We start from the raw sequence: 15,651 nt of genomic DNA on the forward strand, positions 1-15,651 counted from the left end.
TAGGAGGGATAAAAATGCCCAATATTTTATTAACTCGCATCGATAATCGTCTTGTACATGGACAAGTTGGAGTCACTTGGACAACTTCGCTTGGGGCAAATTTGCTTGTGGTTGTAGATGATCAAACAGCCAATGAACCATTACAACAACAATTAATGGAAGTTACCGCTAAATCATCAGGTGCAGATATCCGTTTCTTTACCGTTCAAAAAACCATTGATATCATTCACAAAGCAGCGGACAGACAAAAGATATTTATCATTTGTAAAACACCTGAAGTAGTTCGGCAATTAGTGGACGGCGGTGTTCCAATTAAGGGTCTTAATGTAGGAAACATGCACTTTTCAGAAGGTAAAAAGCAACTCACGAAAAAAGTATATGTAGATGATAAGGATCTAGAAGATTTACGTTATATCCAGTCAAAAGGTGTTAACGTATTTATTCAAGATACACCAGGTGATACAAAGCATTCTATTAAATAGGGAGGGAAAAGGGTGGATATTACATTAACGCAAGGGATCATTCTTGCACTCGTCGCCATTATCTGTGGTTTTGACTTTTGGTTGGAAGGCTTATTTATCTTCCGTCCAATGATCGTTTGTACCATCACCGGAATTGTTTTAGGAGATGTACAACTAGGGGTTATTGCAGGGGGATTAACGGAATTAGCATTTGCTGGTTTAACACCAGCCGGTGGTACTCAGCCGCCAAACCCAATTTTAGCAGGGGTCATGACGGTTGTTATTGCACATACAACTGGTCACAGTCCAGCGGCTTCTATTGGACTTGCATTACCATTTAGTTTCTTAATGCAATATATTATCTTATTCTACTATTCTTCTTTTTCTGTATTTATGGGGAGAGCTGACAAATATGCTGCGGAAGCTAATACAAAAGCATTTGCAAAAATTACTGTGTTGCCAATGATTATTGTTGCATTAACTTATGGAGTAGTAGTGTTCCTATGTGCTTACATTGCACAAGCTCCAATGAAAGCACTTGTAGCTTCCATGCCAACTTGGTTAGGTCATGGATTTGAAATTGCCGGTGGTATCTTGCCAGCAGTCGGATTTGGTTTACTATTAAAGGTTATGTTAAAAGGAAAATTCATGCCATATCTATTGATCGGATTCGTTGTTGCTACTTTTATCCAATTTGGAAACTTGTTGCCAGTTGCAGTAATTGGTGCCGCAGCAGCAATCTACCAATTCTTCAATGATAAGGAAAAACAAAAGCTTGAGAAAAAGCTGGAAGATAGTGTTAATACGGGAGGTGGCTATGAAGATGGAATCTAATACAACTCAGAACCATGAAGAACAACGTGTGTTATCAAAAAAGGATATTACGAAATTAGGTTTGCGTTCCGTATTGTTACAAGCAAGCTTTAACTATGAAAGAATGCAAGCAGGTGGTTGGTTGTATTCCATGCTGCCGTTTTTAAAGAAAATTCATAAAAACGATAAACAAGCATTGTCAAATTCCATGAAGGATAACTTGGAATTCATCAATACAAGCCCTCCAATGGTATCATTCTTAATGGGTCTTTTGTTATCTCTTGAAGAAAGCAAAGAAGATCGTAATACAATTAAAGGCTTAAAAGTTGCTTTGTTTGGTCCAGTCGCAGGTATTGGAGATGCAATCTTCTGGTTTACCATTCTGCCAATCGTTGCAGGTATTACAGCATCATTTGCCAAAGACGGAAATATCCTTGGACCAATTATTTTCTTCCTGGTATACGTGGGAATATTCCTCCTCAAAATTTTCTGGGCGCATTTGGGATATAACTTAGGAACGAGAGCTATCACGGTCATTAAGGATAATTCGGAGGTTATTTCAAAAGCAGCAACCATTCTTGGTGTAACTGTAATTGGCGGTTTGATCGCATCATACGTTCATATTGATGTGGCCGCAGCATTTAAAATAAGCTCAGGACATAAGGTTTTTTTACAAAAAGACTTTTTTGATAATATTTTTCCCAATATCCTACCTTTCGGGTATACGTTCTTAATATATTATTTCTTAAAACACAAGAAAGTAAGTCCAGTACTTCTTATTGTTGTAACATTTGTACTTGCGATTTTTCTTTCCTACTTAGGAGTACTTTAAGTTGAAGAAAATTATCGTAACAGGTCATGGTCATTTTGCGACCGGACTGCTAAGCGCAGCTGAGCTTTTAGCAGGGAAAAATGAAGATGTATTCTATGTCGATTTTCTAGAAAGCGATTCCGATACATCTTTAAAAGAAAAGCTTAAAAAAGTTGCAATGGAAAACGCCGATTCCGAAATTCTCTTCTTCTGCGATCTAGTTGGCGGAACACCATATAAGATGGCTGCAACCTTAGCGTTTGAAAACAATCGTTATGAGGTTGTGGGCGGATGCAATATCGGGTCGCTAATTGAGATTTTATTTATAAAGGAAAGCTATGAAATCCCTGAATTGGCGCAAAAAATTATTTCCATCAGCCATTCTGCAACTGGATATTTCGAAAAGAAAATAACCAAAAAGGATGAAGAGAATACAGACGGAATTTAAAGGCAAGGTCCCTCCATATGAGGGACCTTTTCGTTCTTTTAAAAAAAGAAATAGATTCTTTCTTTTCACTGTTTCTTATTTCTTTTCTGATTTTTGGTTTTACTTCCTTTAAGGTTCCTGTATTGGGATGGTGACATATTGGATACCCGTTTAAAGGACTGTGCAAAGAAAGATTGTGATGAAAAGCCGGTTATCGCTGCAATATTGGAAATCGGGTAGTTTGTGGTTTCTAGTAATATTTTACTTTCTTTGATCCGTGTTTGAATTAAATATTCAATCGGAGAAACGCCCACAAGCTTCTTGAAGGAATGAGCTAAATAGTATTTATTCATATGTCCCGCTTCTGCTAAGGTATCTAGATTGATATTTTCGCGAAAGTTTAATTTAATATAATTTTTAATAAAAGCGATATCTTTGCTAATTTTCCCCGTAGAGGTTTTTTCTAGGGTGAACTCTTTCTTTCTCATCATTTTTAGGAGAAGTATTTCTAAAATATTATGGATTATGATTCCATAATCCTCCTTCTGGTTTTGAACTTCTTCTATTAATTGCTGAAGAAAAAAAAGGTACGTCTTTTGTTCTTGCTTGAAATTATAAAAGGTGACTTGGGAACCTAAATCATTCGGATCCATGAAGGCAATACCTTGAATGCCAAGTGCTATATACTCTAGCCTATCTTTGACAGATGATTTTTCCGTATGTTCTATATTAGGATTGATCACAATTAAATCATGTTCTGTTACAGGTATCTCCTGATTAGAAAAGATAAAGGTTCCTTTCCCTTTCGTTATGTATAAGATTTCGGTGAAAGGATGGGTATGAATAGTACTATGCCAATCCTTATCATATCTTGCTTTCGTTACATATAGAATTTTTACAGCAAGATGATCTCGCTGGAATTGTGGAATTTCTACGATTACATTGGACAAAAACTTTCCCCCTTTATGCTATAACTAATAGTATATTATTTTTACTGAATTTTCACAATCTAGAGCAAGATATCTAAAAAATACAACAAGATGTATATTGTGAAAGCGTTTTTTCGTCTCTATACTGTTAACTATAAAAGGGAAAAAGCTTAAGCGGTAAAATAGTACAACTAATCTTATATGAGTTAGTGATTCCCCCTGCTTCGCTTTTACTACTGTAGAAAGCGATATGAAAAGGAGAATCTCCTACTTGATGTTACTTATGCCGTTTAAGAAAAAAAGGGGGATAAAAAGGTGAAAAAGAAGTTCTTGATAGGTGGAATGATCGCTTTATTATCGTTTAGCTTGGTTGCGTGTAAAAATGGCGACGATCAGAAAGTGGATGCTAATGGCGATAAAAAACAAGTTTTGCATGTAGCAGCACTCGAGTCTGCGTATGGGAAGGACATGTGGGAAAAAATCGCTGATGCATATGAAGAGGCCAACCCCCATGTGAAGGTGGATTTAACGGTAGATAAAAACTTAGAAGATGTTATTAGTCCGAACATGAAGGCAGGAAATTATCCTGATGTTGTACTGTTAGCTTCTGGAAGAAAATTAGCTCTTACAGAAACAATGATAAAAGATAAAGCATTAGAAGATATTACAGATGTACTCGATAAAAAGGTCTATGGAGAAGATATCACAGTAAAAGATAAGCTTATTCCGGGCTTTACCTCTACACTTGCAACCAATCCATATAATGATAACAAGACTTATTTGGCACCAATGTTCTATAGTCCTACAGGATTATTCTATAACCAAGCATTATTTGAAGAAAAGGGCTGGGAAGTGCCAAAGACATGGGATGAAATGTGGGCTTTAGGAGAGAAAGCGAAGAAAGAAGGTATTTCTCTATTCACTTATCCTACCTCAGGTTACTTCGATGCATTTGTCTATTCCTTGCTACTAGAAGCAGGCGGCCCTGATTTCTACAACCGTGCAATGAGATATGAAGATGGTATTTGGGAATCTCCTGAGGCGACAAAGGTTTTTGATATTGTCGGAAAACTAGCAAAATATACAGCACCAACAACGGTTGCGAATGGAAATGATCAAAACTACAAAAAAAATCAACAACTAGTGTTAGATAATAAAGCCCTCTTTATGCCGAATGGTACATGGGTGGTTGGAGAAATGAAGGATGCGCCAAGAGCGAAGAATTTTGAATGGGGTATGACTGCTTTACCGGCTATAGAGGATGGCGGCGACAGATATGCTTTCACGTTCTTTGAACAAATGTGGATTCCATCTCAAGCAAAAAATAAAGATGCAGCGAAGGATTTCTTAACGTTTGTGTATTCCGATAAGGCAGCGGATATTTTCGCGGAAGCAGGGGCTATTCAACCAATTAAAGATATATCTAGTAAACTAACAGGCGATAATAAGCTTTTCTATAGTATTTATGATAACGGTGCGAAAGCCGGTATGGGTGGATTTGCAGCAACAGACCCAGTGGAAGGTGTCAGCATGGGAGATACTTTATTTGGAACTATTGATAGTATCGTTTCGGGAACTAAAACGGTAAAACAATGGCAAGATGCTGTTGAAAAAGCGAGTGATCAATTGCGTTCTGTTTTGAAATAATAATTTTTGGGTTAGTAAAAAAGGTATTTCAAAAGTTTTAGAGAAGCTAAAATGAATAGTTTTATAAGGCTGTTTTCGTATAGGTTGTGGCTTTTCGTATATTATTATAAATCCTAATTTAGACCTAGCTTCGGGGCATCTTTTCTTAAGAAGGTATTCATTCTTAACTTTAATTGGGTTGAATATAGGATTTCGTGTACGAAAGCAATAAAGCTTATGAAAAGAGCCTTTATAACAATATAACGGTGAGCTTTATTTCACCGTTATATTGCTTTCATAGGGGTGATTGTAGTGAATAAGAGAACAGAAAAAAGATTATTTATTATTATTTGTACAGCACCAGCACTTATTTTGTTTGCGATATTCATGATTGTTCCTACGATAGATGTATTTAGGATGTCTTTATACAAATGGGGAGGATTTTCAAACAACAAAGTATTTGTTGGCTTTGAGAACTTTAAGATTTTATGGAATGATATGAAATTCATTCACTCCCTGCAAAACAGTATTGTCCTAATTGTCATGGTGACGATCATTACAATGGTGATTTCCATTTTATTTGCAACCATATTAACGAGAGAGAAAATGAAAGGGAATAGCTTTTTTCGGGTTATCTTTTATATTCCCAATATCTTATCGATTGTGGTGATCGCCGGTATTTTTTCTGCTGTCTATGACCCAACAACAGGGTTATTAAATAACCTTTTAGATGTTTTTAAATGTAAATGGCTTCAAAAGATGTGGCTCGGGGATCAGAAAATAGCCATTTATAGTATTGGAGGGGCCCTAGTTTGGCAAGCAATTGGCTACTATATGGTCATGTATATGACAAGTATTGCAAGTATTCCGGAAAGCTTTTATGAAGCGTCTGCTCTGGAGGGAGCAGGGAGAATTCGACAATTTTTCAGTATTACGTTGCCATTAATTTGGAATAACATTCGGACAACCTTGACCTTTTTTATTATCAGTACCATCAATTTAAGTTTCCTGCTTGTACAAGCAATGACAGGTGGAGGGCCGGATGGAGCTACAGAGGTATTTTTAAGTTATATGTATAAGCAAGCATACACTAATTCTTCCTATGGATATGGGATGGCGATAGGGGTAGTTATCTTCTTATTCTCATTTGCATTATCTGCAATTATTAGCTTAGTTACCAAACGAGAAGTGCTGGAGTATTAAGGAGGTTAATTATTTATGGAAAAACAAAAAGGGATGAGTACAGAGAAGCTATTCCGCCTGTTTATGTATGTTGCACTTGTAACATTAGTCATTTCCATCATTGTTCCCGTAGGATGGGTGTTTTTAGCTTCACTCAAACAAAATTCGGAATTCTATGGCAGCCCATGGGTGATGCCGAAAGGATTTCATTTTCAAAACTTTATAGATGCCTTTGAGAAGGCAAATATGGGCATGTACATGCTAAATTCCGCTATGGTTACGGCATTGGCACTTCTTATCTTGTTGATTGTTGCATTACCTGCAGCATATGTGTTAACAAGATACACTTTTAAAGGTAGGAAGATCATCCAAACATTGTTTAAAGCCGGATTATTTGTCAATGTGAATTACATTGTCGTTCCTATTTTCCTTTTGTTATTAAATGGTGATATCTTTTTGCGGCAACAATTTGGAGATGGATTTTTACTAGATAATCTTTTTGTACTAGCAATTGTTTATGCTGCAACGGCATTGCCATTTACCATTTTTCTACTATCTAGTTATTTCCAATCATTGCCTTCCACTTTTGAAGAAGCAGCATTAGTAGATGGAGCTGGGTATTTTAAGACAATGGTTAGTATTATGTTTCCAATGGCTCGGCCAAGTATTATTGCCATCATCTTATTCAATTTCCTATCCTTTTGGAATGAATACATTATTGCTTTGACTTTGTTACCTGGTCCTAACAAAACATTGCCTGTCGGACTCATGAACTTAATGGCTGCTCAAAAATCTGCTGCAAATTATGGCCAATTGTATGCAGGAATGGTCATTGTTATGCTGCCCACCTTGATTCTCTATATTTTAGTGCAAAAGAAGCTAACGCAAGGGATGACGCTTGGAGGATTGAAAGATTGAGAGAAAGTGAAATGAAGTGGAGGGGGCATTTTGATGCATGCTAGACTTCTTGTTGTTTTAAAGGTACTTGCATTTTTTATTTGCATCGCACTTATCTTATTTGGAAATAAAACTGTCGGAAAACTCAATTTACTCGTCATGTTAATTGGATTAGCGGGTCTTTTGGGACTTCTCTATGATTACAATCGAAAGTATAGCTAGGGTAAACATGGGGACGGTTCTCTTGTTCCTTTAGGAAACAAGAGAACCGTCCCCATGTTCCAAAACAAAATGGAGGGTTTTGAATTGAGTATAGATTTTAGTGTTAAAGGAAATCAATTTATGATTAATGGCGAACCGACCCAAATTATTTCAGGTGTTATTCATTATTTTCGTGTCGTTCCGGAGTATTGGGAAGATCGCCTGATTAAACTGAAAGAATGTGGGTTTAATACAGTAGAAACCTATATTCCGTGGAATTTACATGAACCTTTGGAAGGGAGCTTTTGCTTCGACGGGATTGCGGATATTGAAAGGTTTATAACCATTGCGGAGAAAGTCGGATTATATGTAATCATACGTCCAAGCCCGTATATTTGTGCTGAATGGGAATTCGGCGGGCTTCCTTTTTGGTTATTAAAGGATAAACATATTCGTTTGCGTTGCATGGATGCTCTTTTTCTGAAAAAAGTCGATGCGTATTATGATGTATTAATGCCAGTATTAGTTCCTCATCTTTGTACAAACGATGGAGCAATAATTGCCATGCAAATTGAAAATGAGTATGGTAGCTACGGAAATGATCAGAAATATTTACAGTATTTAAAACAGTCTATGGAAAAAAGAGGCATTGATGTTCTACTATTTACATCAGATGGTCCAACCGATAGCATGCTGCAAGGTGGCATGACAGATGGCGTATTAGCAACGGTTAATTTTGGGTCAAAGGTAGACGAATCCTTTTATAAATTAGAAGAATATCAACCGAATCAACCGTTAATGTGTATGGAGTTTTGGAATGGCTGGTTTGATCATTGGGGGGAAGAACACCATACGAGGGATGCACATGATGTAGCAAAAACACTCGAGGAAATGCTCCAAAGAAATGCCTCTGTCAATTTTTATGTATTTCACGGCGGAACCAACTTTGGTTTTTATAATGGAGCTAATCACGGAGAAAAATATGATCCGACTATCACTAGCTATGATTACGATGTATTACTGACGGAAAATGGAGTTCCGACAGAGAAATATTTTGCAGTTCGGAAGGTTATAGAAAAATATGTTCCACTACAGCCACTATCGTTACCAGAACCAATACCTGTCAAGGATTTTGGAGAAATTCAACTGACAAAATCGACGAAACTATTTGAATCACTCAATGTACTCTCGACACCAACAGAGCGAACATGCCCGGAAACGATGGAGGAAATGGGGCAGGATTACGGATTTATTTACTACGAAACAACCGTAAGCGGTCCACGTGATGAAAACAAATTGGTTTTACAGGACGTTCACGATCGTGCATTAGTATATTTAGATGGGCGTTATATTGCAACGGTGGAAAGATGGAATCCTCAGGGAATCACACTGGATATTCCTAAGGAAGGTGCAATATTAGGAATTCTCGTCGAAAATATGGGAAGAATCAATTATGGACCATTTTTAAAGGATTATAAAGGGATAACGGAAGGTGTGCGTCTCAATGGACAATTTTTATTCCATTGGATGATTTATCCGATACCTTTAAATGATCTTACAGCACTTACTTTTTCAGATCATTTAGACGAACAACGGGGCCCGCAATTTTATCAAGGAGTCTTTACCGTTGACCAACCAGCAGATTGCTTTTTAAATTTTGCAGGCTGGGAAAAAGGAGTTGCCTATATTAATGGATTTAACCTAGGAAGATATTGGGATATCGGTCCCCAACAAACATTATACATACCAGCTCCGTTACTTAAAAAGGGAGAAAATGAAATCATCCTATTCGAACTTCATGGAACGAACAAATCAAGCATACATTTATCAGATACACCTGTTTTAGATAAATGGTCCATATGTAAAACTAAAGATGGCCTGATGGGTTGACACTACAACTTTCGGAAAATATAATTTAGTTACATTACTATAAAATTATAAAACTTTAAGGTTTAAAGGAAGGTAGTACACGATGAAACCTTTGCAATCTGAAAGTGTGATACCACTTTATCACCAGTTAAAGGAAAGACTAAAAGAATCCATTGACAGTGGCAATTGGATACCAGGGGACAAAATTCCGTCGGAAAATCAACTTATGGTTCAATATAGTGTGAGCAGAAACACGGCAAAAAAAGCAATTGAAGAACTTGTCCAAGAAGGTGCACTATATCGCATTCAAGGGAAAGGTACGTTTGTTTCGAAACCGAAATTACAGCAATCCCTTATGGGTTTTTATAGCTTTAGTAAGGTATTAAAGGAAAAGGGAATGAACCCTAAGGATGTTATTCTTGCGATCAATGAAGTTACACCATCTGCTAAAGTAAAGGAAGGACTTCAATTACCGAATGATAATCCTGTAATTGAAATGAAGCGACTACGTTGTGCAGATGATGAGCCTTATATCCTTGAATCGTCCTTTATTCCAAAAAGCATTATTCCTAATGTCGAAATGCTAAAGAAGGTCGGACATATTTCCCTATATGATTTATTAGAACAGGAATTCAATGTTGTCGTTACTCGGGCAAAAGAGGCATTTGAACCTGTAATAATCCGTGCAGAAGAAAGCAAGTATTTGCAAACAAAGGAAGGACTACCGGCATTGTTATTAGAGCGTATCGCATATGATGCGAAAGGAGTACCTGTCGAGTTTTGTCATTCCATTGTTCGTGGTGATCGCTGCCGTTTTTACACAGAATTAACTTAAGAGATGATGAAACAATATCAAAAACTCATAGTATACACACTATGGGTTTTTGTAATTATGGAATTACAAATTTAGGTAGGATTCTATATTTCATACAGACTAAATGAGTTGTCCATTTCCATCATGAAAGGTATGTTAATTTTTCAAACGTATGTGAGAGCACGGATGTTTGAAAAAGGAAGGAGAAGAACAAATTATGAGTATACCATCTAAAAAGCCTATAGTCGTAATAGCATTGGTTACTGCTGTATGTATGCTAGGGAATGAGATGTTATTTATCGTGTTACCATTACACTGGCACTTCTTTGGATTGGAGTCTCTGTGGCAGGTAGGTATTCTGTTGTCGGTGAATAGGCTTATCAGAATTCCAATGAATTCCGTTGTAGCGTATTTTTATAGAAACGTAGGAAAACGAACCGGGATTCTTATAGCTGTCATATTGGCGGTAACCTCGACGTTTGCATACGGTGTTGCAAAGGGTTTCTGGCTACTTTTACTAGTCCGTTGTTTATGGGGAATAGCATGGTCATTTTTCCGTTTAGGTGGATATTTAACGGTCATTTCTTGCAGTTCTGCTAATACAAGAGGACAAAATATTGGTCTGTATAATGGACTTTGGGGCATGGGAACATTATTCGGAATGCTGTTTGGAGGTTTGCTGACAGATTTGATTGGGATCTATACGGTAACAACGTTATTTGCTGTTATAGGAATGCTTAGCATTCCATTTGCTATTTACTATGTACCCAATACGAAAGATACTACTACTAATAAGCAGCATGGTAAAAAGACTCACCCTAATATTTGGAAGGACAAAAAGAATGTATCATCATTCGCAACAGGACTATTAACAGCATTTATTATCTTTGGGGTATTTGCTTCCACTTTAAGTAAACTTACGGAATTCCAAATTAATCATCCACTAACCTTGTTAGGTTTTTCGATTGGAGCGGGTTCTATTACTGGAATAATTCAAGCCATTCGAACGGGTTGGGAACCCTTTCTCGCTCCGTTCATCGGGAAATGGTCTGATCAAAAATGGGGAAGAATTCCACTTCTCATTATTGCATTATTTATAGCTTTCTTTTGCTTTATCTTATTGCCTTTAAAAATGCCGCTTTTTATTTTTCTCTTCGTAGTCATGTTCTTTCAGCTTACAACAACAATGTTAATTACGATGAGTGATTCGATTGCAACAGATCAGGTATCCGGCACGGAACATGTAAAGATTATTGCATACTATACATTATTCGTGGATATTGGTTCTGCCTTAGGTCCATTATTAGGTTATGTAATTATGGATGTATTAGGTATTCTATGGATTTATTGGTTATCGAGTATCCTGATTCTCCCTCTAGTATTCTATTGGATCTATGTTTATAAAAAAGAAAAATCGTTTCAAAATAGAACCATAAATGAATAGACTATCAAACTGTAGAAAGTGTGATAGAACACTAGAAGTCAGCTAGTGGAACGATATAAAGTTGTTAAAATAGTATAAGTGTGATATTTTCTGCCCTTCGATACACTTTGTCGCATGGCTAAAATTTCACATTATACAATACAACAATGTGTTGACCCAACAACCCAATGTAGGTATAATAAGTTCTAGAATTGAATTTGCGCAAAATTCATCTAAATCCAATTATCTGAATGATTGGAATGATTAAATTTTAAATGTAGCTAGACTTTTATGGGGAAAATACTATTAACTTTTAAAAGCTCAAAATCTATTAATCTAAAAAATAATCTATGTTTAGGTTTGAATTTGTAAGTGAACTAACTTACACGCTTCCCTTGTAACTGGATATTGAAAGGAGCGTTTGGATGGGTGTTTATGTGATACGAAGAGTATTTGGGATGATTCCGATGATATTCATCATTACTATAATTGCCTTTTTAATGATGCATGCGGCACCTGGAGATGCCTTCTCTTCCATTTTGAATCCAAAGATAAAAAACATTAATGAACTACAAGAGGCATTACGTCATGCAGCTGGATATGATCAACCGCTGATTTCTCAATATCTTCATTGGATAAAGAATTTTTTCATAGGTGATTGGGGTTATAGTTATGTAAAGCATGAGCCTGTATTGGCAATGATTACACCCGCCCTTATCAATACGGTGATCTTGTCCTTAATGGCTCAAATTATCTCTATAGGGTTAGGGATTCCAATTGGTATATTGCAGAGTCGTTTTCCGTATTCAAAATTTGATTATACAACATCTACCATTCTATTTATCTTTTTTTCTATACCGTCCTTTATCTTTGGGATTATTTTGATTTATGTATTTGCGATCAATCTAGGTTGGTTCCCAGCGCAAGGTGCAATTGGGTTTGGTTCAACAGCTGGATCTCTGGGTGATCACTTGTATCACGCATTTTTACCTGCAGTTGCGCTCATATTATTAAGTTTTGTTGCTCATACAAGATACATAAGAGGTGCAATGCTGGATGTAAAAAGTGCCGATTATACCCGAACCGCATATGCTAAAGGGCTAAAAGAAAGTAAGGTTTTTACAAAACATGTTTTCCGTAATGCGATGATTCCATCTATTACACAGTGGGGATACGATATAGCGGCAATTGTTGGTGGTTCCATCATTTTAGAGGGACTCTTTCAATACCAAGGTATGGGCCTTCTTACCATTGATGCAGTAAATAACCGGGATTATCCCGTTATTATGGCCACTACGATCATTTATGCTGTTGCTATTCTTATCGGAAATTTAATTGCCGATATTTTGTATGCGGTAGTAGATCCACGTATCCGTTACAACAAGTAGTAGAAAGAGGTGGAAAAATGAAAGCTGCGATTCAAGAACAAAATGAATTTAATTCTGAATATTCTATCAAGCAACAAGAAGTGAGAAGTCCATTTCGTATGGCATTAAGAAGGTTTATGAATAATAAGCCGGCGGTGATAAGCTCCATTGTTCTGTTCCTTATTTTCATCATGACTTTGGCAGCGCCGTTAATCACTCATTGGGATCCGACAAGTCAAGATCTAACATCGTCCGATCTTCGGCCATCATCTGCACATATCCTTGGCACGAATAATACGGGGCAAGATTATTTTGCAAGAAACATTTATGGTGGACGAGTTGATTTTATGATTGCCATTGTCGACATGGTTATCATTATGGGGATAGGAATTATTCTAGGAGGCTTAGCAGGATATTATGGTGGATGGGTAGATACAATTATCATGCGGGTTGTCGATGTTATGCTTAATTTTCCAAGTTTGCTGCTTATCGTCATCCTGAGTGCATTTTTCTCCACCAACTCTGTATGGCTATTAATTTTTATCATTGCATTTACTGATTGGTCGGGAATTACCAGATTTGTGCGCGGACTCTTCTTGAATTTGCGCGAACAGGAATTTGTACTAGCTGCTAAAATGTCGGGATGTAGCGTTTGGAGAATTATTTTCAAACATTTCTTACCAAGTGCAATTGGTCCACTAGTAGTAAATGCGACCTTTTTAATGGCAGGATTAATTGGTATGGAAGCAGCTCTTTCGTTAATTGGATTCGGTGTTCCACCCAATACACCATCTTGGGGGAATACATTAAATAGTGCCTTAGATTATTTTACATTGCAATTTAAGCCGTGGGCATGGGTACCTCCGGCAGGGTTGATTTTTATTACTATCCTTTGTTTCAACTTCATTGGCGATGGTTTGCGTGACGCATTTGATCCAAGCTTTGAAAAATAATAGCAAATGGAAAAGGGGTATACATTAATGAGAAAAAGCGCATTTATGTTAATGGCAGTTTTACTCAGTTTGTTGTTGATCATATCCGGATGTTCAAAGGGATCCGCAGGACAAGCTGGGGGAACAAGCGGGGAAGACAATGGCAAACCGGTTGATGGCGGAACATTGAACATGGCGTTTGGTGCAAAGGAATTTAACGATACATTGATTCCTGGTCTGGCAAACGATGCATTCAATGCGAATCTAGTTAGGATGTTATTTGACGGTCTTGCCGATCAAAATGGAAAACTAGAGCTTGTACCTCGTTTGGCTGAAAAATGGGAAGTTTCAGAAGACAAAATGTCTATAAAGGTTACTTTAAATGATAAAGCAAAGTGGTCCGATGGTGAACCTGTTACTTCAGATGATATTCTGTTCACTTATAACACTCTCGTATCACCTGAATTATTGAAAATTGGCGGGGATGGTGGAAGCGCTTTAAATACTTTAAAAGGATATAAAGAAGTTTCAGAAGGAAAAGAAAAATCTTTTGAAAATACAAAAGGCTTCGAGAAAATTTCCGACAAGCAGTTTACATTAAATTTAAGCGAGAAGGATGCTGTATCCGTACCAAACATCCTGACGCAACGCATATTGCCTTATCATATTTTAAAAGATAAGCCTATTAAAGACTGGCAAAATCTTGATTATGTTCAGGCACCAAATGTAGTTTCCGGCCCATATAAAGTGAAAAAGGTGGAAAAGCCAACCACAATCATTATGGTGGCGAATAACAATTACTATATTAGTAAGCCGCACATTAAACAAATTGTGATACAGGGTGTAAACGTCGACGTTGCTCCAGGATTATTCGCTAAGGGCCAATTAGATTATATGATGAAAGGCTTTAATGTGGCAGACGTTGAGAATTTGAAGAAAATTCAAAATGTCGATGTGATTGCTAAGCCTGGAGATATTTTTGAATATATTGGGATGAAGCTTTATAAACCTCAGTTCAAAGATCTAAAAGTTCGTCAAGCATTAGAGTATGCATTACCAAGAAAGTTAATGTTAGATTCCATTTATAAAGGAAATGGTGTTCTGTTGAGCGGTCCTCTTCCTGAAATAATTTGGGCACATGCATCTAAAGAAGACGGAATAAACCCTTATGAATACGATGAAGCGAAAGCTAATCAGCTATTAGATGAAGCTGGGTGGAAAAAAGGTTCGGATGGAAATCGAATCGACCCAAATACAAACAAGTCAGTGAATTTGCGTCTAACTTATACTCAAGATTCGAAAACAGCTCAAGCGATTGCAGAATCTATTAAGAAATACTTTGGAAATGTCGGTATGCAAGTGACACTTAACCCTCAAGATGGTACGACGAAAAATGCTAAGCTGCAAAATGATGATCCAAGTATCGATATGTGGATTGGTGCATGGGGCGGCGACGGTGATGATCCTAGGGGTCTTTGGTCAAGTGATGCAGCCTATAACTGGGAACGTTGGAAGGATGCAGAAAACGATAAATTGATTAAAGACACCTATGCAAGTGATAGTGCTTTTAACGCAGATGACAGAAAACAATCCCTAATTAATTGGCAGTTGCGAGTCAATGAACAATTACCATTGCTGTTCTTGTGGACATATGATGATGTAGCTGTAAAAAGTAAAAGATTACACATTCCACAAGATGATTTGATTGATATTGGCAGTTTATACAATCCGCAAGATTGGTGGCTTTCAAAATAGAAAAGCGAAAGCGCCTTGCTCATCGGCGTACGGATGAGTGAAATTTGAAGTGTAATTTCACCTTCGAAGTCTTCGACTGAGATAAAGGAAACACGGCGAGGGACGAGTCGATGTTGACTTATCGTAGGGAGAAGACGTAGAAAT

General features: G+C 37.1%; 15 protein-coding genes. 14 read left to right on the forward strand and 1 reads right to left on the reverse strand.

Features of this window, described 5'->3' with window-relative positions; translation table 11 throughout:
• Positions 1-14 precede the first annotated feature (14 nt).
• From agaB to AC3WJF_RS18335, 4 genes are read left to right on the forward strand one after another with little or no spacing between them, the layout of a single operon-like run.
• On the forward strand, positions 15-482 hold the full coding sequence (agaB, locus tag AC3WJF_RS18320) for a PTS galactosamine transporter subunit IIB (protein ID WP_492454775.1): 468 nt from the start codon (positions 15-17) through the stop codon (positions 480-482).
• Between the two features lie 12 nt (positions 483-494).
• On the forward strand, positions 495-1,295 hold the full coding sequence (agaC, locus tag AC3WJF_RS18325) for a PTS galactosamine transporter subunit IIC (protein ID WP_492454777.1): 801 nt from the start codon (positions 495-497) through the stop codon (positions 1,293-1,295).
• Positions 1,279-2,106, forward strand: coding sequence for a PTS galactosamine transporter subunit IID (agaD, locus tag AC3WJF_RS18330; protein WP_492454779.1), 828 nt, complete (start codon positions 1,279-1,281; stop codon positions 2,104-2,106). Before agaC ends, agaD begins: the two co-directional genes overlap by 17 nt.
• A gap of 1 nt (position 2,107) precedes the next feature.
• Positions 2,108-2,533, forward strand: a complete 426-nt coding sequence (locus AC3WJF_RS18335; RefSeq protein ID WP_492454781.1) for a PTS sugar transporter subunit IIA domain-containing protein — start codon at positions 2,108-2,110, stop codon at positions 2,531-2,533.
• A gap of 65 nt (positions 2,534-2,598) precedes the next feature.
• Here the strand turns inward: AC3WJF_RS18335 and AC3WJF_RS18340 are convergent, their stop codons facing one another.
• Complete coding sequence (locus AC3WJF_RS18340) at positions 2,599-3,462, reverse strand: AraC family transcriptional regulator (RefSeq protein WP_492454783.1); 864 nt, start codon at positions 3,460-3,462, stop codon at positions 2,599-2,601.
• 294 nt (positions 3,463-3,756) lie between these two features.
• On the opposite strand from AC3WJF_RS18340, the gene AC3WJF_RS18345 reads away from it, so the two are divergent.
• The 10 genes from AC3WJF_RS18345 to AC3WJF_RS18390 all read left to right on the forward strand — a co-directional run bounded on the left by AC3WJF_RS18345 (position 3,757) and on the right by AC3WJF_RS18390 (position 15,507).
• Positions 3,757-5,088, forward strand: coding sequence for a carbohydrate ABC transporter substrate-binding protein (locus AC3WJF_RS18345; protein ID WP_492454785.1), 1,332 nt, complete (start codon positions 3,757-3,759; stop codon positions 5,086-5,088).
• 291 nt (positions 5,089-5,379) lie between these two features.
• On the forward strand, positions 5,380-6,270 hold the full coding sequence (locus AC3WJF_RS18350) for a carbohydrate ABC transporter permease (protein ID WP_492454787.1): 891 nt from the start codon (positions 5,380-5,382) through the stop codon (positions 6,268-6,270).
• Positions 6,271-6,285: 15 nt separating this feature from the next.
• On the forward strand, positions 6,286-7,167 hold the full coding sequence (locus tag AC3WJF_RS18355; RefSeq protein WP_492454789.1) for a carbohydrate ABC transporter permease: 882 nt from the start codon (positions 6,286-6,288) through the stop codon (positions 7,165-7,167).
• A 33-nt stretch (positions 7,168-7,200) separates the two neighbouring features.
• On the forward strand, positions 7,201-7,368 hold the full coding sequence (locus tag AC3WJF_RS18360; protein ID WP_492454802.1) for a DUF6903 family protein: 168 nt from the start codon (positions 7,201-7,203) through the stop codon (positions 7,366-7,368).
• Between the two features lie 120 nt (positions 7,369-7,488).
• On the forward strand, positions 7,489-9,237 hold the full coding sequence (locus AC3WJF_RS18365; protein ID WP_492454804.1) for a glycoside hydrolase family 35 protein: 1,749 nt from the start codon (positions 7,489-7,491) through the stop codon (positions 9,235-9,237).
• Between the two features lie 82 nt (positions 9,238-9,319).
• Positions 9,320-10,051 (forward strand): GntR family transcriptional regulator, encoded by a 732-nt coding sequence (locus tag AC3WJF_RS18370; protein ID WP_492454791.1) that lies wholly within the window; start codon positions 9,320-9,322, stop codon positions 10,049-10,051.
• A 196-nt stretch (positions 10,052-10,247) separates the two neighbouring features.
• Positions 10,248-11,474, forward strand: a complete 1,227-nt coding sequence (locus AC3WJF_RS18375) for an MFS transporter (protein WP_492454792.1) — start codon at positions 10,248-10,250, stop codon at positions 11,472-11,474.
• Positions 11,475-11,878: 404 nt separating this feature from the next.
• Complete coding sequence (locus AC3WJF_RS18380) at positions 11,879-12,841, forward strand: ABC transporter permease (protein ID WP_492454794.1); 963 nt, start codon at positions 11,879-11,881, stop codon at positions 12,839-12,841.
• A 17-nt stretch (positions 12,842-12,858) separates the two neighbouring features.
• The gene (gene opp4C, locus AC3WJF_RS18385; RefSeq protein ID WP_492454796.1) at positions 12,859-13,773 is read left to right on the forward strand and encodes an oligopeptide ABC transporter permease; all 915 of its coding nucleotides are present in this window, start codon (positions 12,859-12,861) and stop codon (positions 13,771-13,773) included.
• 27 nt (positions 13,774-13,800) lie between these two features.
• Positions 13,801-15,507 (forward strand): ABC transporter substrate-binding protein, encoded by a 1,707-nt coding sequence (locus tag AC3WJF_RS18390; protein ID WP_492454798.1) that lies wholly within the window; start codon positions 13,801-13,803, stop codon positions 15,505-15,507.
• Positions 15,508-15,651 lie beyond the last annotated feature (144 nt).

It is taken from the genome of Heyndrickxia sp. FW510-T9, from assembly GCF_058781025.1.

What these genes read in the sequence shown, in the direction of transcription:
- opp4C (WP_492454796.1), top strand. Translation starts at nt 12,859, where the DNA reads ATGAAAGCTGCGATTCAAGAACAAAATGAATTTAATTCTGAATATTCT.
- agaB (WP_492454775.1), top strand. Translation starts at nt 15, where the DNA reads ATGCCCAATATTTTATTAACTCGCATCGATAATCGTCTTGTACATGGA.
- agaD (WP_492454779.1), top strand. Translation starts at nt 1,279, where the DNA reads ATGAAGATGGAATCTAATACAACTCAGAACCATGAAGAACAACGTGTG.
- AC3WJF_RS18380 (WP_492454794.1), top strand. Translation starts at nt 11,879, where the DNA reads ATGGGTGTTTATGTGATACGAAGAGTATTTGGGATGATTCCGATGATA.
- AC3WJF_RS18370 (WP_492454791.1), top strand. Translation starts at nt 9,320, where the DNA reads ATGAAACCTTTGCAATCTGAAAGTGTGATACCACTTTATCACCAGTTA.
- AC3WJF_RS18355 (WP_492454789.1), top strand. Translation starts at nt 6,286, where the DNA reads ATGGAAAAACAAAAAGGGATGAGTACAGAGAAGCTATTCCGCCTGTTT.
- AC3WJF_RS18365 (WP_492454804.1), top strand. Translation starts at nt 7,489, where the DNA reads ATGATTAATGGCGAACCGACCCAAATTATTTCAGGTGTTATTCATTAT.
- AC3WJF_RS18375 (WP_492454792.1), top strand. Translation starts at nt 10,248, where the DNA reads ATGAGTATACCATCTAAAAAGCCTATAGTCGTAATAGCATTGGTTACT.
- AC3WJF_RS18390 (WP_492454798.1), top strand. Translation starts at nt 13,801, where the DNA reads ATGAGAAAAAGCGCATTTATGTTAATGGCAGTTTTACTCAGTTTGTTG.
- AC3WJF_RS18360 (WP_492454802.1), top strand. Translation starts at nt 7,201, where the DNA reads ATGCATGCTAGACTTCTTGTTGTTTTAAAGGTACTTGCATTTTTTATT.